The sequence below is a fragment of the Pseudomonas tremae genome, assembly GCF_023278125.1.
Classification (GTDB): Bacteria; Pseudomonadota; Gammaproteobacteria; order Pseudomonadales; family Pseudomonadaceae; genus Aquipseudomonas; species Aquipseudomonas tremae.
In genome coordinates this window covers 626,703-646,642 of sequence record NZ_CP066270.1, presented here as the reverse complement: position 1 = coordinate 646,642, position 19,940 = coordinate 626,703, and the positions used below count along the sequence as shown (strand labels likewise).

Here is a 19,940-nt window from a genome sequence, read left to right as displayed (position 1 = left end):
CAGGTGAGTCTAGCCTGGGTTTTTAGCGGGATCAGGCCTTGCTGAACAGTTCGGGCAAACCTTCCGCTTTCAGTACCGCCTTGACGGACGGACGCGCTTCGACCCGGGCCATAAATGCTTGCAAAGCAGGCAGCGCTTCAAGCGAAATGCCAAAATTGACAGACCAGCGAGTTACCGCGAACAGGTAAGTGTCGGCAACGCTGAAGTCATTACCCAGCAGGTAATCACGACCATCCGCCAGCAGGCCATTCAGGTAGGTTTGTTTGGCGATGACCGGACGCTGGGCGTCGGTGGCATCGGCTCCCTTTACCAGATAGAAAAGCGGTGTCCAGGCCTTGTGATATTCAGCGGCCAGGTAATTGAGTATTTCCTGCAACCTTGCACGCGCAAGCGTGCCGTTGGCGGGCACCAGCGCAGGCACGAAGTGGTCGCCCAGATATTGCAGCACGGCAGCGCCTTCAGTCAGAACAGCACCGCCATCCAACCCCAGCGCAGGAACAGCCCCTTTCGGGTTGATCGCGTAATAGTCCTCGCCGGACTCAAGCGTGTGCTGCCGCAGATTGACCTTGACCAACTCGTGAGCGACACCCGCTTCGTGCAACACGATATGGGCGGCAAGCGAGCAGGATCCGGGTGAGTAATAAAGCTTCATAGGGACGATTCTTCCGGTGGTTGAGAATGACCCGATCCTAGCACCCGGATAACTTTTATATAGCTGGTAACTTAAGTTTATTCTCATTCTTCGGTTACCGCTCTGTAACCTGGTTACGCCCTGGAAACTCGCGATCCGACAAAGGAACGCCCCGCCAATGTCATTAAAATGCGCAAAAGCAAAGTCAACCATCCCGTCCCCGAATGCGCCGTGGCGGCGTGCATGTGGCTGCTGGGCGGCGTCTGGACTCCAAACCTGCCGTGTAGTTTGAGTGGTGGGCCCCGGCGATTCGGCGAACTACGCGTCGACATCCCCGGCATTTCGGCAAAGATGCTGTCGGTAAGGATTAAAGAGATGGAAGAGAAAGGTGTGGTGGTTCGGACGGTGCTGGCGACTTCGTCGCCTTCTGCGGAATACAGTCTTTCGGAGTTGGGGTTGGAGTTGCTGCCGGCGATTGCGAAGATTGGGTATCGGTTGAGGTTAGAGCGGGGGATGGAATAGTTGGAATGGAGTTGTTAGATTGAACTTGAAACAATGACTGGGATTAATAATACGCAGGAATAACTATGACGGCTACGAAAAGCTGGGGCAAAACCTCCCACGTCAGGTGTGCAACCAGAAACCTCTGCTTTTCTTGCATCGAGCTCCGCACAACGCATGTCATGAGACTAAACCAAACTGCAAAATTGCGTTACAACTTAAACTCTAAGGTAAGCACCAACTGAAAAACCCCATCAACTGCGATGGGGTTATTTCAAATTATATTGCCTAGCGACCTGCTAGCATGGCATCAATACTAAGTTAGATACCAGTCTTGGATTTAGTGCAACTTGTACCAGATGTAACACCAGCCCAAGTTATTTTATTTGCGTCTGCCACACTAGGCGTCCACGTAACAACACAGCCTCCAACTGTTGTCGTGCCTGTCACGACGATCGCAGCAGTGTTTGCAGTAATTGTAACCGAACTCAGATTATTACTTGCCGCAGGCACGGCAGCATAACCCGTAGTAGCGGTGAGTTTAGCGACTGTATCGCAGCTACCAATCACACTGTTACTGACTTGCAAGCACTCGCCTATTGCTGCCTTGACTGGCGCAATGATTGTATTGTTTTCAGCCCAGCGTGCTCGGGTGACATAATCCTGATATTGAGGAATAGCAATGGCAGCCAAAATGCCGATGATTGCGACCACGATCATAAGCTCAATTAACGTAAAACCTTTTTGTGTATTCATAGCGTAGTTCTCCGAGGCGTCAGTTATGTAGTGCCCTAAAAAGGTACAAGCATACCTCGTGCCAAAATTCTACCAGCAGCGTTTATCCGCTTCGGATGATTTGACGCGCGCCCACACCTCCTCAGAAATTCGCAGAAACTGACAATTTTCGTCACATCCCTCACTCCCATTGGCAGCGACGTCCTACTGCGCTATAAACCTCATATTGTCTGTGTCTGGTGGCTTTATGACTGATGTTGTCCTCACTGGTTTGGCCAAACAACTGGTTCTGGCCGAGCTTCTCGACGAAAAAACGGCTCAGCAAGCTTACCTGCAAGCACGCCGCGACAAGCTTTCGCTGGTTAGCTATTTAGTTCAGAACAAACTGGTCAAAAGTCTGACGCTTGCAGAGATGGCGTCTGACCAGTTCGGCATTCCGTTTTTAGACCTTGCAAATCTGGACAAGGAGAGTCAGCCCAAAGGCTTGGTCAGTGAAAAACTGGTCCGGCAGCACCATGCTCTCCCCCTTTGGCGGCGAGGCAACAAGCTTTTTATTGGTATATCTGACCCCACAAACCATCAAGCAGTCACTGATATCCAGTTCAGTACAGGTCTGAACACTGAGGCGATATTGGTCGCCGACGACAAGCTTAGCGATGCAATCGAAAAATTTTTCGATACTGGCAGTGGCCTCGGAGAGATGGAGGATGTTGACCTTGGAGTGGACATTGATCACGCAGAAGGCAAAGAGACATCGCTTGCTGACCAAAGCGACGCCGATGACGCTCCAGTAGTGCGCTTCGTCAATAAAATGCTCATGGACGCTATCCGCATCGGCTCATCAGACCTGCACTTCGAGCCCTACGAAAAGATCTTTCGCGTGCGCTTGCGTACCGATGGCATTTTGCATGAGGTTGCCAGGCCGCCGATTCATCTGGCAAACCGTATTGCTGCACGCCTGAAAGTCATGGCCAGCCTCGACATTTCGGAACGGCGCAAACCACAGGACGGCCGGGTCAAGTTGCGGGTGTCCAAAACCAAAGCGATTGATTTTCGTATGAATACCTTGCCCACACTGTGGGGCGAGAAAATCGTGATGCGTATTCTTGATCCGACCAGTGCGCAGATGGGCATTGACGCTCTGGGCTATGAACCAGAGCAAAAGGCACTGTATCTGGAGGCGCTAAAGCAGCCACAAGGCATGATTCTTGTGACCGGCCCTACGGGTTCTGGCAAGACTGTTTCCCTGTATACCGGGCTGAATATCCTCAATACTGTGGACATCAACATTTCCACCGCTGAAGACCCGGTAGAGATCAACCTTGAAGGCATCAATCAGGTCAACGTCAACCCGCGTCAGGGGCTGGACTTTTCTCAGGCATTGCGCGCCTTTCTGCGTCAAGATCCCGACGTAATCATGGTTGGTGAGATTCGCGACCTGGAAACAGCGGAAATAGCCATCAAGGCCTCCCAAACCGGGCATATGGTGCTGTCTACGCTTCACACCAACAGCGCGGCAGAAACCTTGACCCGACTGCATCACATGGGTGTCGCAGCATTCAACATTGCTACAGCAATCAACCTGATTATTGCGCAACGGCTTGCGCGCAAGTTGTGCAGCCACTGCAAGAAAGAGCTCGATATTCCTCGTGAAACGCTGATTAGAGAAGGGTTTCCAGAAGCGAAAATTGGCACGTTCAAAATCTACGGCCCTGTGGGTTGTGAGCATTGCAATGGCGGTTATAGAGGAAGGGTCGGTATTTACGAGGTGGTCAAAAAGACGCCAGAGCTAGAACGGATCATCATGGAAGAAGGTAACTCGCTCGAGATTTCCAGGCAGATGCGCAAGGACGGCTTCAATGATCTGCGTACCTCAGGTCTTTCAAAGTCTATGCAAGGCATCACCAGCCTAGAAGAAGTCAACCGTGTGACCAAGGATTAAGCATGGCCAGCAAGGCAGTCAAAGTCAGTATTTATAGCTGGGAAGGCCTGGATAAAAAAGGCGGAAAACTCAGTGGAGAGTTGAGCGGTCACAATCCAGCTCTGATAAAAGCCCAACTGCGCAAGCAGGGCGTCAATCCGACCAAAGTACGCAAGAAATCAATTTCGATATTTGGAAAAGGCAAGAAAATCAAGCCGCTGGATATAGCTTTCTTCTCCCGGCAGATGGCCACCATGATGAAAGCCGGAGTACCTTTACTCCAATCGTTCGACATAATTAGTGAAGGTGCAGAAAATCCCAATATGCGAACACTGGTGGTATCGTTAAAGCAGGAAGTCTCAGCGGGTAACAGCTTTGCTACTGCCTTGAGACAAAAGCCTGAATATTTTGATGAGCTGTTCTGCAACCTTGTCGATGCAGGTGAGCAGGCAGGCGCATTGGAAAGTCTTCTGGACAGGGTTGCAACGTACAAGGAAAAAACCGAAAAGCTCAAGGCCAAGATCAAGAAAGCAATGACATATCCTACCGCTGTTCTGGTGGTGGCAGTTATAGTGTCAGGCATCTTGCTGATTAAGGTAGTACCGCAATTCCAGACAGTATTTTCAAGCTTCGGCGCGGATTTACCTCTATTCACCTTGATGGTCATCGCTCTTTCAGAATTTGTGCAGCAATGGTGGCTAGCTATTATCGGCTTGCTCTTTGGAGGTTTTTTTCTGTTCAAGCGGGCCTACAAACAGTCTCAGAAATTCCGCGACGGTTTGGACAGGTTTTTGTTAAAAATGCCGATCATAGGCCCGCTAATTTTCAAATCATCAGTAGCCCGCTATGCGCGCACACTTGCAACGACTTTCGCTGCCGGTGTTCCCTTGGTCGAGGCACTGGACTCGGTTGCTGGGGCAACTGGGAATGTGGTGTTCCGAAATGCAGTCCACAAAGTAAAGCAGGATGTCTCTACAGGCATGCAATTGAATTTCTCGATGCGCTCTACAGGTGTATTCCCAAGTTTAGCGATCCAGATGACAGCCATTGGTGAGGAATCCGGCGCCTTGGACGCAATGCTGGACAAGGTCGCTAGCTACTACGAGGATGAAGTCGACAACATGGTTGATAGCCTAACCAGTCTAATGGAACCAATGATCATGGCTGTACTGGGCGTTATCGTCGGCGGCTTAGTCATCGCTATGTACCTGCCCATATTCAAACTCGGAAGCGTCGTCTGACATGCCCCTCCTCGACCTCCTGGCCAGCTCCCCCTTGGCCTTCGTCACCACCTGCTGCATTCTCGGCTTGATCATAGGAAGCTTCCTGAACGTAGTCGTCTACCGCTTGCCAAAAATGATGGAGCGCGACTGGAAAGCACAATCCCGTGAAATGCTCGGTTTGCCCGCAGAGCCCGACCAGCCCGTTTTCAACCTGAACCGACCCCGTTCCAGCTGCCCGCACTGCGCGCACAAGATACGCCCGTGGGAAAACCTGCCGACCCTCAGCTACCTGTTGCTGCGTGGCAAATGCTCGCAATGCAAAGCGCCGATCAGCAAACGCTACCCGTTGGTCGAGCTGACCTGCGCAGTTTTGTCGGCCTATGTCGCCTGGCATTTTGGCTTTGGCTGGCAGGCTGCAGCCATGTTGGTGTTGAGCTGGGGATTGCTGGCGATGAGTCTGATCGATGCCGATCATCAGCTGTTGCCTGATTCTCTGGTGCTGCCATTGTTGTGGTTGGGCCTGATTGTTAACGCCTTTGGGCTGTTCACATCGCTAAATGATGCGCTCTGGGGTGCTGTGGCGGGATATCTGGCGCTGTGGTCGGTGTTTTGGCTGTTCAAGCTGGTGACCGGCAAGGAAGGCATGGGTTATGGCGATTTCAAACTGCTGGCCATGCTTGGCGCGTGGGGCGGTTGGCAGATTCTGCCGCTGACCGTGCTGCTGTCGTCGCTGGTGGGCGCAGTGCTTGGGGTGATCATGATGCGCGTGCGCAGGGTCGAAAGCGGTACGCCGATCCCCTTTGGTCCTTATCTTGCCATTGCGGGGTGGATCGCTTTGCTCTGGGGTGGTCAAATAACCGACTCTTACATGCAGTTTGCCGGTTTCAGATGACCCACCCTGATCAAAAACCCTGGATTCTCGGCCTGACTGGCGGCATTGGTAGCGGTAAAAGTGCAGCGGCACAGTGCTTTATCAACCTCGGCATTGACACCGTGGATGCCGACCACGCCGCCCGCTGGGTAGTCGAGCCTGGGCGGCCTGCGCTTGAGCAGATAGCCACACATTTCGGCAACGGCGTATTGCAGGCCAGCGGCGAGCTGGATCGCGGCGCACTGCGCAAGCTGATCTTCGAAAACGCGGAGCAGCGACGCTGGCTGGAAGCGCTGCTACACCCGCTGATCAATCAGGAAATCGTCAGTCATCTGGCCAAGGCCAAATCGCCGTACGCCATTCTGGTTTCGCCACTGCTGATCGAGTCCGGGCAATCCCGGATGGTGAAGCGTCTGCTGGTTATCGATGCGCCACAGCGCTTGCAGATAGAACGCACGATGCTGCGTGACGGTTCCAGCCAGGAGCAGGTCGAAGCCATTCTCAAGGTGCAGATCCAGCGTGAAGACCGCCTGCGCCATGCCGATGACATACTGGTCAACGACCGCGATCACAACTGGCTGGTCAGCGAAGTCGAGCGGCTGCACCACTTTTACCTTACTTTGCGTGGAGGCCAATCATGAGCCAACCAATGACCGTTCAATGCCCAACCTGCGACACCTCAGTGGAGTGGAGCGCAGCCAGCCCAAGCCGTCCGTTTTGTTCCGAGCGCTGCAAGCTGATTGATCTGGGGGCGTGGGCTTCTGAAGAGCATGCAATTCCGGTGAGCCCGGATGCCGAGGATGAGATGTTTTCGGGTGACCTTGAGGCCCCACACAGGGGGCATTGAGGCTCAAAAGCGGGAATTTAAGCTCGCGAAGGCTGTATTCCAGCGACACGTCTGGACGCCGCAAGCGTAAAAAGCGAATTGCCAGCCTCCCCCTCTGCATTGGCTCTTCCAGTCAGGGCAACTTGAACGCTAAGCTTGGCCCTATGGATGACTCAGACTACCTGCGCCTGTTGACGATCCAGGCCGAACAAGCCAATGCCTTTCTGTCCAATGCGCGGAAGTGGGAGCGTGAGCGTTGGGTTTGTCAGCGGTTGTTGCAGGGGCTGAACATTGCTCATCGCAATGAGGACTTCACGCCTGCCAGTCAGGAGCCGCCCGACGTGCTGTTTCGTGACGGGCGTTTCGAGGTGTTTTTCGTGCTGGATGAGGGGCGTCGCCTGAATGACGAGTGGCGCGAAGAGTTGCAGCGACGACGAAGCGCGTTTTCGCTGAGCCAACTGGTGCGCCGGGAAGCCAAGCCCAAACGCATTCCTGCCTCCGAACTGTTGCACCGACTCGCCCCTACCCTGCGTAAGAAATCCACCAACTATCGCGAACGCGGCATTGATCTGGGTGAGCTGGATATCATTGCGTTTGCCAGTCTCAAGCGTGAAGTGCTCGATCTGAACAGTCACTTTCCTCCGCCGACCGAATACCTGCGACAGGGCTGGCGCTCGCTATCGCTGGTGGGGCCGACGTTTGCCCGGGTATTGTTCGCGCATCCGGGTGCCCCGGATTTTCTGCGTACCAACTTGGGCCGCAGTGTCGTTTTCGATGTTGGAATCAGTCTATGAGCCCTTTTCAGGAATTGCTGGCCGATGTGCCTCAACAAGGCCGCGTGCGCTGGATCGGTGTGCGTCCAGAGTCGCGTGCCGAGATGATTGAGCTGGATGCGGTGGAAGCGCGTCGCGAGGCTGGCCTGACCGGTGATCACTCACGGCCCGGCCCACGCAATGCGCGGCAGGTCACACTGATTCAGTGGGAGCACCTGGCTGTGGTCGGTTCTTTGCTGAGCCGGTCTGCCGACAACCCCATCGTGCCGCAGGACTTGCGCCGCAATCTGGTGATCAGCGGCATCAATCTGTTCAGCCTCAAGCACCGGCGCTTCAGGGTTGGCCAGGCCATTTTCGAAACCACTGGCTGGTGCCAGCCGTGCGCAAAGCTTGAGCAACGCCTTGGCCACGGCACCTTTCAGGCGGTGCGTGGGCATGGCGGAATTACTGCGCGAGTGTTACAAAGCGGCATCATCCGTCTGGACGACACCTTGCAGGTCGAGCCACTGGAAATCACCGATGCCTGGCCCCCTGTGCGACCGCACGCCTAAGACGACGCATAAAGTGATCAGCTTGCTGAACCCCGCACCGCAAAGGCGTGTCGAAGAGTACCTTCAGGCCACTTGGCAGCCAGTCGAGCGCATTTCGCTCCTGATACAGGCACTGCCGTAATGAACCGCTTTATCGAGCCATCTGACGCTATGAGCTGCCTGACGCTCGCGCAGATCGAGCTTCCCCCGAATTTCTTAAACCTTCCGAGTAATCCTTATGACGCACCGTATTGTTATCGTTGGCGGAGGCGCTGGCGGTCTGGAGCTGGCTACCAGTCTGGGTAAAACCCTGGGCAAAAAAGGCACGGCAATTGTCACGCTGGTGGACGCCAACCTGACACATATCTGGAAACCACTGTTGCACGAGGTGGCTGCAGGTTCGCTCAACTCGTATGAGGACGAGCTGAATTACGTGGCGCAGGCCAAGTGGAACAACTTTCAGTTTCAGCTCGGTCGCATGACCGGGCTGGACCGTGCAAGCCGTCAGATCCATCTGGCGGCCACGCTGGATGAAACGGGCGTGGAGCTGGTTCCGGCGCGCAGCCTGGAGTATGACTCGCTGGTGATCGCAGTCGGCAGCACCACCAATGATTTCGGCACCAAAGGCGCTGCCGAGCACTGTCTGTTTCTCGACAGTCGCAAGCAGGCCGAGCGCTTCCATCAGCAACTGCTCAACCACTACCTGCGCGCCCACGCAGGTCAGGCCGACAGCACCCGGGAAATCACCGTCGCCATCGTTGGCGCTGGGGCTACCGGCGTAGAGCTGGCGGCAGAGCTGCACAACGCGGCGCACGAGCTGGCGGCTTACGGGCTGTGCCAGATAAAGCCTGAAAACCTGCGCATCACGGTGATAGAGGCCGGTCCGCGAGTGTTGCCGGCACTGCCTGAACGTATCGGTGCGCCAGTCCACAAGACGCTTGAAAAACTGGGCGTGACAGTGCTGACAAACGCTGCCGTGAGTGAGGTGACGGCAGACGGTTTGATCACGGCGACCGGGGAAGTCATTCCTGCGAGTTTGAAAGTCTGGGCGGCGGGTATCCGTGCCCCGGCCTTCCTGCATGAGCTGGATGGGCTGGAGAGCAACCGCATCAATCAGTTGCAAGTGCTGCCGACGCTACAGACCACCCGCGACGAAAATATCTTTGCCTTCGGCGACTGCGCGGCCTGCCCGCAAAAAGGCACCGACCGCAATGTTCCGCCTCGCGCTCAAGCGGCTCATCAGCAGGCGTCTTTGCTGGCCAAATCGCTGCGTCTGCGGATCGAAGGCAAGACACTGCCGGAGTACACCTACAAGGACTACGGCTCGTTGATTTCCCTGTCGAGCTTTTCGGCGGTCGGCAATCTGATGGGTAACTTGATGGGCAGCGTAATGCTCGAAGGCTGGCTCGCGAGGATGTTCTACGTGTCGCTGTATCGCATGCACCAGATGGCGCTGTATGGCGCCTTCCGCACCCTGATGCTGATGCTGGGCAGCAAAATCGGCAAAGGCACCGAGCCACGGATGAAGCTGCACTAACCTGTAGCACCTGTGCCAATGCCTGTCGGGGTTGGCACGCTGTTTACCAGGCTCTGCGCTGCATGCGGCGGCGCAGAGTGTTACGAGATGAGTCAGCTCTCCAAACGCGAGCTACGATCCAACCCTCGCCCCACCTGCCCCGCCACGCCACGAACTACAAGCGTCCGGCACGATTCTCGTGCTGACTTGCCGTCCTCGCAATAACAGCTATTTTTAACAGTTATAGCTTTCCGTATGGCCTAACGGACGGAAGGCGTTGACGTGGCTATCAAGTTCGTCGCGATCACGCAGATAACCTTACAGTTGTTAATCGTAGTAGCACTGTTCAAGGATCGAACCCATGATGTCGAATCAACTCCGCACCCCGCCAGTACAAGCCCATCCGCGTTTCGTCTGGTTCCCGTTGATTCCTGTCATCCCCGCCATCGCCTGGCTGTTCGTCCAGTCGGGCACAGCGCCAGACAATCTTTTCGCCAGTGCTGTGCTGATCGCGGTGGGTGTCGGTGCCGGTTTCTGGGCAGCCCGCTCGCAGGCCGACAAAGTGAATCTGGCCGTCGCTCAGGCGCTGGATCACCAACACACGCACAACGCTCAAACCACCGCGATGGCCGCCAGTACTCAGATTAATGAGGTACTGCTCGGTGCGATGCCGATCTGGGTCAAGCAGGTCGAAAGCTCGCGCGAGCAGACCGAAACCGCCATCGTCGCGTTGACCACCCGGTTCATGGGGATTTCCGAACGTTTGCAGGATACGGTGCAGGCTTCGCAGCACGCAGCCGGCGAACTGGACGGACAGAATGCCGACGGCGCGTTGAAAGCGCTGTCGCAGAGCGACAGCGAGCTGACTCAGGTGATCGACTCGCTCAAGGCCACACAAGCCAGTCGTGACCAGACGCTTTCCCAGGTTCGCGGCCTCACTGCCTACACAGGCGAATTGCGCACCATGGCCGCCGACGTGGCCGCCATTGCTGCGCAGACCAACCTGCTGGCCCTCAACGCTGCCATCGAAGCCGCCCGCGCGGGCGAAGCGGGACGCGGTTTTGCGGTAGTGGCCGACGCCGTGCGCAGCCTGTCCAGCAAGTCCAGCGAAACCGGCCAGCAGATGTCGGCCAAGGTCGACATCATCAACAACGCCATTACGCAACTGGTGCAAGCCGCCTCCAGCGGTGCCGATCAGGACAGCCATTCCGTTACAGCCTCCGAGCAAGGCATCCAGAACGTGCTGGAGCGCTTCCAGAGCATTACCGGACGTCTGGCCGAATCCGCCGACCTGCTGAAACAGGAAAGCTACGGTATTCGCGACGAGATGACCGAAGTGCTGGTCAGCCTGCAGTTTCAGGACAGGGTCAGCCAGATCCTGGCCCATGTTCGCGACAACATCGACTCTCTTTATGCGCACCTGCTACAGGCCAGTCAGTCCCCGGACGAAGCCGTTGCCATCGACGCGCGACAATGGCTGGCACGCATGGAGTCCACCTACGCAACCGATGAACAACGCCGTACACACCGCGGCGAATCGGCTGCGCAGCAGAATTCGCAGGAAATCACATTCTTCTAGGAGTAGATCATGGCTAAGAGTGTATTGGTGGTCGACGATTCAAGCAGTGTCCGGCAGGTCGTCGGCATTGCTCTGAAAAGTGCCGGATACGATGTCATCGAAGCCAGCGACGGTAAGGATGCACTGGGCAAGCTGACAGGGCAGAAAGTGCACCTGATCATCAGCGACGTCAACATGCCGAACATGGATGGAATCACCTTCGTCAAAGAGGTGAAGAAGCTGGCCAGTTACAAGTTCACCCCCATCATCATGCTGACCACCGAGTCTCAGGAATCGAAAAAGGCCGAGGGTCAGGCCGCCGGTGCAAAAGCCTGGGTGGTGAAGCCATTTCAGCCAGCACAAATGCTGGCCGCCGTATCCAAGCTGATCCTGCCCTGAGACCGACGGCCCTGGAGGTCAGCATGACGACATCTGCAGAGACCAGCCAAGACGCCGCCCGCGTGCAGATCGAAGGCGAGTTGACGATCTACACCGTCACCGAACTCGCCGCCCGAATACTGCCGCAGGTCGGCACAGCCGCAAGACTGGACGTCGACCTGTCGCAAGTAACCGAAATGGATGGCGCGGGACTGCAATTGCTCGCGGTCATTCAGCGCGAGGCCGAAAAAAACGGCACAGCGCTGCACCTGACCGGCCAGAGCAAGGCCGTGACGGAAACCTTCGAGTTATGCAACCCGGGCGTCGTGCTGTAGCGCACCTATTGGCAGCATTGCCGAGTAGTTGGACATAGGAAGTCAATGTGAGCATTAACCTCGATCAGGCTCAGCAGACGTTTATCGTCGAAGCGCGAGAGCTGTTGCAGGCGATGGAGGAATCCCTCCTGCAACTTGAAAGCGAACCGGGTGATGTGGACGCGATTGGCGCAGTCTTTCGTGCAGCACACACCATCAAGGGTTCGGCCGGATTGTTCGGGCTGACCCCGATCGTGAGTTTTACCCACATCGTCGAGGACGTGCTGGATCGTCTGCGCGAAGGCAGCGTTTCAGTGGATGCACAGCTGATCGCAGTGCTGCTCAAGTCCGGCGATCACATGCTCAAGCTGATCGACGTGGTCGCCAGCAGGGGCGAGCAACTTCAGCCGCCTGCTCTTGAGCGCGAAGCTGCGCTGCGTCAGGCGTTGCAGGTCTATCAGGCACCAGACACCGCCCAGGCTGCCGACGAGGCTGCTGCAACCGGCGTCACTGATGGCGAAGAAATCGAAGCGTCATGGCATATATCTCTGCGCTTCGGCGTGGATGTGTTTCGCAATGGCATGGACCCGCTGTCGTTCCTGCGTTACCTCAACACGCTGGGGCAGATGGTCAAGGTCACGACCGTCACCGACAGCATTCCAGCGGTGGAATCGTGGGACCCGGAATCGTGTCACCTGGGTTTCGAGATCGAGTTCCGCTCCGCTGCCGGTCACGCCGCAATCAACGAAGTATTCGACTTCGTGCGTGAAGACTGCGCCGTGGAAATCACCCTGATCGATCAAGTCGAAGCAGATGCCGAGCCTGTCGGCACAGAACTGGTGTCGCAGAACGAGCGCAGCACTGTAGTGGCAAGCGGCGAACTGCTGGGCGACCAGCGAGCGGTGCCGCGAGAACCTGGCATTGCGACGGTCGTGGATCGCCCACAGAGCGGCGACCAGAAAAGTAAGGACGGACGTTATGTGCGCGTCAATGCCGACAAGCTCGACGAGTTGATCAACCTGGTCGGCGAACTGGTGATTGCCAGCGCTGGCGCCAGCCTGTTGGCCAAGTCGTGCGACAACGATCCGCTTCAGGAAGCCAGCTCGACCGTGTCGGGGCTGGTCGAGCAGATTCTCGACGGCGCGCTGCACCTGCGCATGATCCCGATCGGCGACACCTTCAACCGATTTCGTCGGGTGGTGCGCGATGTCAGTCAGGAACTGGGCAAGGATATCGACCTGATCATCAACGGCGCAGAAACCGAACTGGACAAGACGGTTGTCGAGAAGATCGGCGACCCGCTGATGCACCTGCTGCGCAACTCGATGGACCACGGTATCGAAAGCGCCGAAGCCCGCCGCGCCGCTGGCAAACCGGCCAAGGGCCACTTGAGTCTGAACGCATACCATGACTCGGGCAGTATCGTCATCGAGATTGCCGATGACGGTGCCGGCCTCAACCGCGAGCGCATTCTGGACAAGGCCCAGCAGCGCGGTCTGGTGGCTGCCGGTGCGAGCCTGACCGATCAGGAAATCTACAACCTGATCTTCGAACCTGGTTTTTCTACCGCCGAAGCCGTCACCAACCTGTCCGGGCGCGGCGTCGGCATGGACGTGGTCAAGCGCAACATCACCCTGCTGCGCGGCACTGTCGACCTCGATAGCCAGCCCGGCCAAGGCACCATCGTGCGCATTCGTCTGCCCCTGACGCTGGCGATCATCAACGGTTTTCTGGTCGGCATTGACCAGTCGACTTACGTGATCCCGCTGGACATGGTTCAGGAATGCATCGAGCTGGATGAACAGGATCGCCAGACGAGCCGCGACAACGGCTACCTGGACCTGCGTGGCGAGGTGCTGCCGCTGGTCTACCTGCGCGAGCACTTCAACCACGAAGGCCCCGCAGCACGCCGCCAGAACGTGGTGGTAGTGCGCTACGCCGAACACAAGGCCGGGCTGGTGGTGGATGACCTGCTCGGCGAATTCCAGACCGTGATCAAACCCTTGGGCAAGCTGTTTGGCGCTCTGCGCGGAATCAGCGGCTCGACGATTCTGGGCAGCGGCGCGGTGGCGTTGATTCTCGACGTACCGGCATTGCTCAACCAGATCGTACAAATGGACGTCCGCGCCACCCAGTCCCCTCATTCGCTCTCGCCCGCTTCTCGCTGACGGATTTGCAATTCCAAGGAGTAACCCGATGAAATGGTTTTACGATCTGAAGATATCCACCAAGCTGATTACCTCTTTTCTGGTGGTTCTGGCGTTGACCGCAGCGATGGGAGTCTTTGCGATTATCCAGCTAGGCCAGGTCAACCAGGCCGCGCAGGACATCAAGGAAAACTGGATGCCGTCCATGCGGGCGGCTGCGGGCATGCGATTCTTCGCAGCCAGTTACCGACTAAAGGAAAACCGTCATATCGCGGCGGACGCTGCCCCGGAAAAAGCCCAGATGGAGCTTGAGGCAGCAGAAGCACGCAAGCAGTTTGAAGCGCGACTGGCCATTTACGACAAGTTGATTGTCAGTGATGAAGATCGTCAATTGTTCAGTAGCGTGAGCGCGTCATGGGCCGCCTACCTGAAGGTCAGTGGCGACCTGTTCGATCAATCACGCCAAAACCTGGAGGCTCAGGCGCGCACGTTACTCAAGGGCGAATCCAAGACGCATTTTGATGAAGTGACCACTCAGCTGCAAAAAATGGTCGATCTGAATGAAGCTGGCGCGACCATCGCTGGCAACAAGGGCACCAGCCTGTACGAAACCTCACGTATTTCGATCATCGTGGTACTGGTTGCAGCCTTGCTGATCGGTCTGGGCCTGGCGCTGTTCATCGCGCGGATCATTTCGCGCCCACTCAAGGAAGCAGCCACTGCCGCCGAGCAACTGGCCGAGGGCAACCTCAACGCACACATTGGTCACGGCTCCAAGGACGAGACCGGCATGGTGCTAAACGCCATGCGCAATATGGTCGGCAAACTGTCGCACATCATCGGCGAAGTGCGTAACGCCGCCGACAACCTGGCCAGCGCCTCGGAAGAAGTCAGCGCGACGGCACAGTCGATGAGCCAAGCGACCAGCGAACAGGCAGCCAGCGTCGAAGAGACCAGCGCTTCGGTCGAACAGATGAGCGCCAGCATCAACCAGAACACCGAGAACGCCAAGGTCACCGACGGCATGGCCAGCAAGGCTGCCAAAGAAGCCACCGATGGTGGCGAATCGGTACAGCAGACCGTGGTCGCGATGAAGAAGATTGCCCAGCGCATCAGCATCATCGATGACATTGCCTACCAGACCAACCTCCTTGCACTGAACGCTGCTATCGAAGCGGCCCGCGCCGGTGAGCATGGCAAAGGCTTCGCGGTGGTGGCTGCCGAGGTGCGCAAGCTGGCAGAACGAAGCCAGATTGCCGCTCAGGAGATTGGCGAGCTGTCTTCCAGCAGCGTGGAAATGGCCGAAAAGGCCGGCAAGTTGCTGGACGAGATGGTGCCATCGATCAACAAGACTTCTGATCTGGTGCAGGAAATCAGCGCCGCTTCCGAAGAGCAGGCGGCAGGCGTCGCACAAATCAACACGGCCATGACGCAACTCAATCAGGTAACCCAGCAGAACGCATCGAGTAGCGAAGAGCTGGCCGCCACGGCAGAAGAAATGAGCAGCCAGGCCGAACAACTGCAGCAATCCATGAGCTTCTTCACCCTCGACGCGTCGCCAAAAGCCGCAGCACACAGCAACAAGATCGACAGCCACGGCAGCCCGACCCGCCAGCCGCCAAGGCCCGTGCAGCAAGCGCCGCGCAAGGCCTTTGCGCACAGCATGGCCAGCTCGCCGGACGAATCGGAATTCACTCGTTTCTGATCGACGGCTTCGATACCGATTCACTGGGAGAACGACATGGGCTCATTGGTCACGACTCGACAGGCCGCAACAGCGGTCGAGGAAGAGGCGCAGTACCTGACATTCATGCTGGGTGGCGAGATGTTCGCCATCGGCATTCTGGGCATCAAGGAAATCATCGAGTACGGCAGCCTGACCGTCGTGCCGATGATGCCCGCGTTCGTGCGCGGCGTGATCAACCTGCGCGGCGCGGTGGTGCCGGTGGTTGATCTGTCGGCGCGTTTCGGGCGCCAGAACTCGGACATTACCCGGCGCTCGTGCGTCATCATCATCGAAGCCAGTACCGAGGACGGTCAGCCGCAGGACATCGGCTTGCTGGTCGATAATGTCTCGGCGGTACTGGAAATACCTGCGTCACAGATCGAGCCGCCGCCCAATTTCGGCGCGCGGATTCGTGCTGATTTCATCAGCGGCATGGCCAAGGTCGATGGCAAGTTCGTGATCGTGCTGGAAGTCGAGAAGGTGCTGTCCATCGACGAGATGTCCAGCCTGGCAGCAGCGGGTCAGACACCTGCTGCCGACCTTGACGCCCATTGAGGCCCGCGCATGGTTGATACAGCGTCGCTCAGTGATCGCGAGTTCGGCCAGTTCCAGTCCTGGCTGTACCGCGCTGCGGGCATCAAACTGACGTCGGCCAAAAAAGCACTGGTCGCTGGCCGCCTGTTCAAACGCCTCAAGCACTACGAGCTGGACAGCTACGGCGAGTACTTCAAGCTGATCATGACCGACCAGCGCAATGGCGAGCTGCAAATTGCGCTGGATTTGCTCACCACCAATGAAACCTACTTTTTTCGCGAGCCCAAGCACTTTGATTTCCTGCGCCAGCATGTACTGCCGAAGGTCTCGCCGGGCAAGGTATTCCGGATATGGAGCGCTGCCAGCTCGTCTGGCGAAGAGCCCTACAGCCTGGCAATGACACTGGCCGAACAACTGGGCACCTCGCCATGGGAGGTCATCGGCTCGGACATCAGCACGCGGGTGCTGATCAAAGCGCGCAGCGGCCACTACCCGATGGAGCGTACCGAGACGCTTCCGCAACCTTTGCTGTTCAAATATTGTCTGAAAGGCACAGGTCGCCAGGAAGGCACCTTCCTGATCGACAAGTCTTTGCGCAGCCGGGTCAGCTTCGTGCAGGTCAATCTAAATGAAACCCTTCCGGATCTGGGTGAGTTCGACGTCATTTTCCTGCGCAACGTGATGATTTATTTTGATCAGGAGACCAAGAGCAAAGTCGTGGCGCGATTGATACCGCGCCTCAAACCCGGTGGCTATTTCATCATCAGCCACTCGGAAAGCCTGAACGGTGTGAATGACGTGTTGAAAATGGTCTCCCCTTCGATCTACCGCAAACCATGAACACCCCCGTCGGCGTCTGCGAAACAGTGCTGGCCCCCGGCGACGTGGTCTTCGAGACCCGGCCTGTGCGCTTGCGTACGCTGCTGGGTTCCTGCGTGGCGATCACCTTCTGGCATCCGCATCGGCGTATTGGCGGCATGTGTCATTTCATGCTGCCGGGGCGTATCCGCAAGCACGAGCCGCTGGACGGCAAATACGCCGACGAGGCAATGGAAATACTAATCCGCCACGCGCTGGCCAATGGCACACTGCCTGCGGAGTATCAGATCAAGCTGTTTGGTGGCGGTGAAATGTTTCCTGCTCAACGTCTCGAGCAACACATGCATAACGTCGCAGACCTGAACATTCACGCAGCGCTTGCGCTGGCCGAGCAGCACCATCTGCAACTGATCGCTCAGGACCTCGGCAGCACCGGTCATCGCAACATCATCTTCGACCTGTGGGACGGAAACGTATGGGTCAGGCACCAACCAATGGATGTAAGTGAAAAAGATGCCAAACAAAAAAATCAGCGTATTGCTGGTCGATGATTCGGCTGTCGTTCGCCAGGTACTCGTAGCCATCCTCAACGACACCCCCGACATTCATGTAATGGGCGCGGCGTCAGACCCGATATTTGCCATGAGCAAGCTGGCCCAGGAATGGCCCGACGTCATCGTGCTGGACGTGGAAATGCCGCGCATGGATGGCATCACGTTTCTCAAGAAGATCATGAGCGAGCGGCCGACACCGGTGGTGATCTGCTCGTCGCTGACCCAGAAAGGCGCGGAAACGTCGCTGCAGGCGTTGTCCGCAGGGGCGGTGGAAATCATCACCAAGCCCACGACCGGCCTGAAGAACTTCCTGATCGAGTCCGCTGCCGAGCTGATTTCGGCGATTCGTGCGGCCGCACATTCCAATGTCAAAAACCTTGGCAAGCGCGCCGCTGCACCAGTCCTGAACCCCGCCAGCAAGTTAACCGCCGACGCCATCCTGCCTGCCGCCAGTGGCCATGCCATGGCGCAGACCACCGAGCGCATCGTCGCGATCGGTACGTCGACCGGCGGCACCCAGGCGCTGGAAGCGGTATTGACCGCCCTGCCCCGCGTGTGCCCCGGCATGGTCATCGTCCAGCACATGCCGGAGAAGTTCACCGCCTCGTTCGCCGAACGCTTGAACAGCCTTAGCCAGATCGAAGTGCGCGAGGCCCGAAACAATGACCGCATCCTGCCGGGCCTGGCGCTGATTGCGCCCGGCGGCAAGCACATGATGGTCACGCGCAGCGGCGCCTATTATCACGTTCAGGTCATCGACGGCCCGCTAGTCAACCGGCACCGTCCTTCCGTGGACGTACTGTTTCGCTCTGTGGCCAAGTTCGCCGGCAAGAACGCCACCGGCATCATCATGACCGGCATGGGCGACGACGGCGCACGCGGGCTCAAGGAAATGCTCGACGCAGGCAGCTCGACCGTGGCTCAGGATGAGGCCAGTTGCGTGGTGTTCGGCATGCCCAAGGAAGCGATCAAACTGAATGCAGCGCAACGGATTATTCCGCTGCAGGAGATTCATCAGGTGATCTTGCACCGGTAACGTCAGCGCGCTTGCCGATCAGCTCAGGAAACCTCAGCGTCCGCCATAAGAGAGCCTGCCAGTGACTGCAAAACCTTGTTCAAGCATCACAATCTTTTCGGGCTGAAAGTAATGCCCCGGATTGAGCAGAACTTCCTGCTCACCCGCGCCGCTGATGCTCATCTGCGGGTTATGAGCATCCTGAATTGCGTCGACGTGGATACCCGCAACACGGTCGGCCTTGAAGCGGAAAAAAATCGATGCCGGATCGAAGTTACCACGCCGCAGCTCTCCAATTGCCTGCCTGCGCAACACCTCGGAAGCCGCATCTCTGCTTGAAAAATCTACCGTGTACCGAGCCCTTCCCAACTCTCTGCCATCGTCCACACTGGAGAACTCTACAGCGGCTGCGGCGCCTGATGTGGTGCTGAGGAAGCCGTTGAATCGTATTGATTGTCCCGCCAGCAAGGCGCCCAGTGCTGAACGGCCGTCCAGTTGGGTGGTGAACAGATCGTCATGCCCTGTCGCCCCTTTCAAGAGGGAAACGCCTGAAATACGCGGAGCGGCGTGAATAAACTGTTGTAAAAGGGCGACTTGCGGCGCCAGCTGATGTTCGATGTGAGTCTTGTGCATTTCAACTTCACTGGCGTTCAGTTCGCCCGCCTCATAATGTCGAGCGAAATCACGGACAAACTTATTGACCTCGGCTTCGTTGTTATATTTAGGGTCGAGGGATTGCAGGTAATGCCTCAGGGAGCGATAACCCATCGCGCTGATATTCATCAGGTAGTTATCGCCATAGTCCGCCTGATAGGTATGCAATGCATCAACGATGTGCTTGCCCTGCGCGGGTGAATAGCGGCGAAAGTGCTGCAGGCTGTTGTGTGCAATTCCGTTTCTTTCTGTCGGGAAATTATTCAGCTGACTGCTGAGAATATGCTGTTTCTCATGCTCAGCCGCGTGCGCCAATCGCTGGCTCTGATTTAAAACTTGCTGAGCAAAAGCAGGCGATATGCCTTGTTGACCCATCATCGTGGTGTGCACGGTCTGGGAAGTTGCAAACGCAGACGCAAACCCTGTCCGGTTAATCGCGGCCATGGCAACGGGGTGTCCTCCGACGAGCGCCGTCGCGTTTCCTGGCCTGGCACGCTGAACACTGTGTGGGGCCGCCTGAGCACGTGAAGCAGGGCGCTGGCTACCGGAAGACTGATTGTGGAGGTAGGCATGATTGGCAGAATGTTGAGATACCGGGTTTGGCATGAAGTGTTTCCTTGTAAGACGCCTCGTTGTGCGACGGCGTTTTCTATTTTCAACACGTGCTTTGTAAGCACATGCAGGTGTCACCAGCGGTCATCACAGAATCTGCAC

21 protein-coding genes are annotated in these 19,940 nt (G+C 57.0%); 18 read left to right on the top strand and 3 right to left on the bottom strand.

What is annotated here, in order from left to right; all coding sequences use genetic code 11:
- Positions 1-31: 31 nt before the first annotated feature.
- Positions 32-652 carry a glutathione transferase GstA gene (gstA, locus tag I9H09_RS02880; protein ID WP_024669669.1) on the bottom strand — a complete coding sequence of 207 codons (621 nt, stop codon included), beginning with the start codon at positions 650-652 and terminating at the stop codon, positions 32-34.
- Between the two features lie 168 nt (positions 653-820).
- Between gstA and I9H09_RS02875 the strand changes: the two genes are divergently transcribed.
- Positions 821-1,153: a winged helix-turn-helix transcriptional regulator gene (locus I9H09_RS02875; protein WP_032618469.1), complete on the top strand. Its 333-nt coding sequence runs from the start codon at positions 821-823 to the stop codon at positions 1,151-1,153.
- A 300-nt stretch (positions 1,154-1,453) separates the two neighbouring features.
- Here I9H09_RS02875 and I9H09_RS02870 read toward each other — a convergent pair whose 3' ends face one another.
- Positions 1,454-1,888 (bottom strand): pilin, encoded by a 435-nt coding sequence (locus I9H09_RS02870; RefSeq protein ID WP_024669671.1) that lies wholly within the window; start codon positions 1,886-1,888, stop codon positions 1,454-1,456.
- Between the two features lie 226 nt (positions 1,889-2,114).
- On the opposite strand from I9H09_RS02870, the gene pilB reads away from it, so the two are divergent.
- The 17 genes from pilB (at position 2,115) to I9H09_RS02785 (ending at position 18,593) form a co-directional block, all read left to right on the top strand.
- Positions 2,115-3,809 carry a type IV-A pilus assembly ATPase PilB gene (gene pilB, locus I9H09_RS02865; protein ID WP_024669672.1) on the top strand — a complete coding sequence of 565 codons (1,695 nt, stop codon included), beginning with the start codon at positions 2,115-2,117 and terminating at the stop codon, positions 3,807-3,809.
- Between the two features lie 2 nt (positions 3,810-3,811).
- A complete protein-coding gene (locus I9H09_RS02860) occupies positions 3,812-5,029 on the top strand; it encodes a type II secretion system F family protein (protein ID WP_024669673.1) in 1,218 nt (405 codons plus the stop codon).
- A gap of 1 nt (position 5,030) precedes the next feature.
- Positions 5,031-5,903 (top strand): prepilin peptidase, encoded by an 873-nt coding sequence (locus I9H09_RS02855; RefSeq protein WP_236502297.1) that lies wholly within the window; start codon positions 5,031-5,033, stop codon positions 5,901-5,903.
- Positions 5,900-6,523: a dephospho-CoA kinase gene (gene coaE, locus I9H09_RS02850; RefSeq protein WP_005895649.1), complete on the top strand. Its 624-nt coding sequence runs from the start codon at positions 5,900-5,902 to the stop codon at positions 6,521-6,523. The genes I9H09_RS02855 and coaE overlap by 4 nt, the downstream gene beginning before the upstream one ends.
- On the top strand, positions 6,520-6,729 hold the full coding sequence (gene yacG, locus I9H09_RS02845) for a DNA gyrase inhibitor YacG (RefSeq protein WP_005895648.1): 210 nt from the start codon (positions 6,520-6,522) through the stop codon (positions 6,727-6,729). The genes coaE and yacG overlap by 4 nt, the downstream gene beginning before the upstream one ends.
- Positions 6,730-6,872: 143 nt before the next feature.
- Positions 6,873-7,502, top strand: coding sequence for a DUF1780 domain-containing protein (locus I9H09_RS02840; RefSeq protein WP_005895647.1), 630 nt, complete (start codon positions 6,873-6,875; stop codon positions 7,500-7,502).
- Positions 7,499-8,032: an MOSC domain-containing protein gene (locus tag I9H09_RS02835; protein WP_005895644.1), complete on the top strand. Its 534-nt coding sequence runs from the start codon at positions 7,499-7,501 to the stop codon at positions 8,030-8,032. Before I9H09_RS02840 ends, I9H09_RS02835 begins: the two co-directional genes overlap by 4 nt.
- Before the next feature lie 217 nt (positions 8,033-8,249).
- Positions 8,250-9,548 carry an NAD(P)/FAD-dependent oxidoreductase gene (locus I9H09_RS02830; RefSeq protein WP_236502298.1) on the top strand — a complete coding sequence of 433 codons (1,299 nt, stop codon included), beginning with the start codon at positions 8,250-8,252 and terminating at the stop codon, positions 9,546-9,548.
- 340 nt (positions 9,549-9,888) lie between these two features.
- Positions 9,889-11,106, top strand: coding sequence for a methyl-accepting chemotaxis protein (locus I9H09_RS02825; protein ID WP_428847128.1), 1,218 nt, complete (start codon positions 9,889-9,891; stop codon positions 11,104-11,106).
- 9 nt (positions 11,107-11,115) lie between these two features.
- The gene (locus tag I9H09_RS02820) at positions 11,116-11,484 is read left to right on the top strand and encodes a response regulator (protein ID WP_005895634.1); all 369 of its coding nucleotides are present in this window, start codon (positions 11,116-11,118) and stop codon (positions 11,482-11,484) included.
- A 23-nt stretch (positions 11,485-11,507) separates the two neighbouring features.
- Positions 11,508-11,798, top strand: coding sequence for an STAS domain-containing protein (locus I9H09_RS02815; RefSeq protein ID WP_024670909.1), 291 nt, complete (start codon positions 11,508-11,510; stop codon positions 11,796-11,798).
- Between the two features lie 47 nt (positions 11,799-11,845).
- On the top strand, positions 11,846-13,945 hold the full coding sequence (locus tag I9H09_RS02810) for a chemotaxis protein CheA (protein ID WP_236502299.1): 2,100 nt from the start codon (positions 11,846-11,848) through the stop codon (positions 13,943-13,945).
- 28 nt (positions 13,946-13,973) lie between these two features.
- Complete coding sequence (locus I9H09_RS02805) at positions 13,974-15,629, top strand: methyl-accepting chemotaxis protein (RefSeq protein ID WP_024670907.1); 1,656 nt, start codon at positions 13,974-13,976, stop codon at positions 15,627-15,629.
- Positions 15,630-15,665: 36 nt separating this feature from the next.
- Positions 15,666-16,205 (top strand): chemotaxis protein CheW, encoded by a 540-nt coding sequence (locus I9H09_RS02800; protein ID WP_005895629.1) that lies wholly within the window; start codon positions 15,666-15,668, stop codon positions 16,203-16,205.
- A 9-nt stretch (positions 16,206-16,214) separates the two neighbouring features.
- Positions 16,215-17,024 carry a CheR family methyltransferase gene (locus I9H09_RS02795; protein WP_005895627.1) on the top strand — a complete coding sequence of 270 codons (810 nt, stop codon included), beginning with the start codon at positions 16,215-16,217 and terminating at the stop codon, positions 17,022-17,024.
- Positions 17,021-17,554 carry a chemoreceptor glutamine deamidase CheD gene (gene cheD, locus I9H09_RS02790; protein ID WP_005895625.1) on the top strand — a complete coding sequence of 178 codons (534 nt, stop codon included), beginning with the start codon at positions 17,021-17,023 and terminating at the stop codon, positions 17,552-17,554. Before I9H09_RS02795 ends, cheD begins: the two co-directional genes overlap by 4 nt.
- Positions 17,517-18,593: a protein-glutamate methylesterase/protein-glutamine glutaminase gene (locus tag I9H09_RS02785; RefSeq protein WP_005895623.1), complete on the top strand. Its 1,077-nt coding sequence runs from the start codon at positions 17,517-17,519 to the stop codon at positions 18,591-18,593. The genes cheD and I9H09_RS02785 overlap by 38 nt, the downstream gene beginning before the upstream one ends.
- Positions 18,594-18,626: 33 nt before the next feature.
- Here the strand turns inward: I9H09_RS02785 and I9H09_RS02780 are convergent, their stop codons facing one another.
- Positions 18,627-19,670, bottom strand: a complete 1,044-nt coding sequence (locus tag I9H09_RS02780) for a hypothetical protein (protein ID WP_236502300.1) — start codon at positions 19,668-19,670, stop codon at positions 18,627-18,629.
- Between the last annotated feature and the right edge of the window lie 270 nt (positions 19,671-19,940).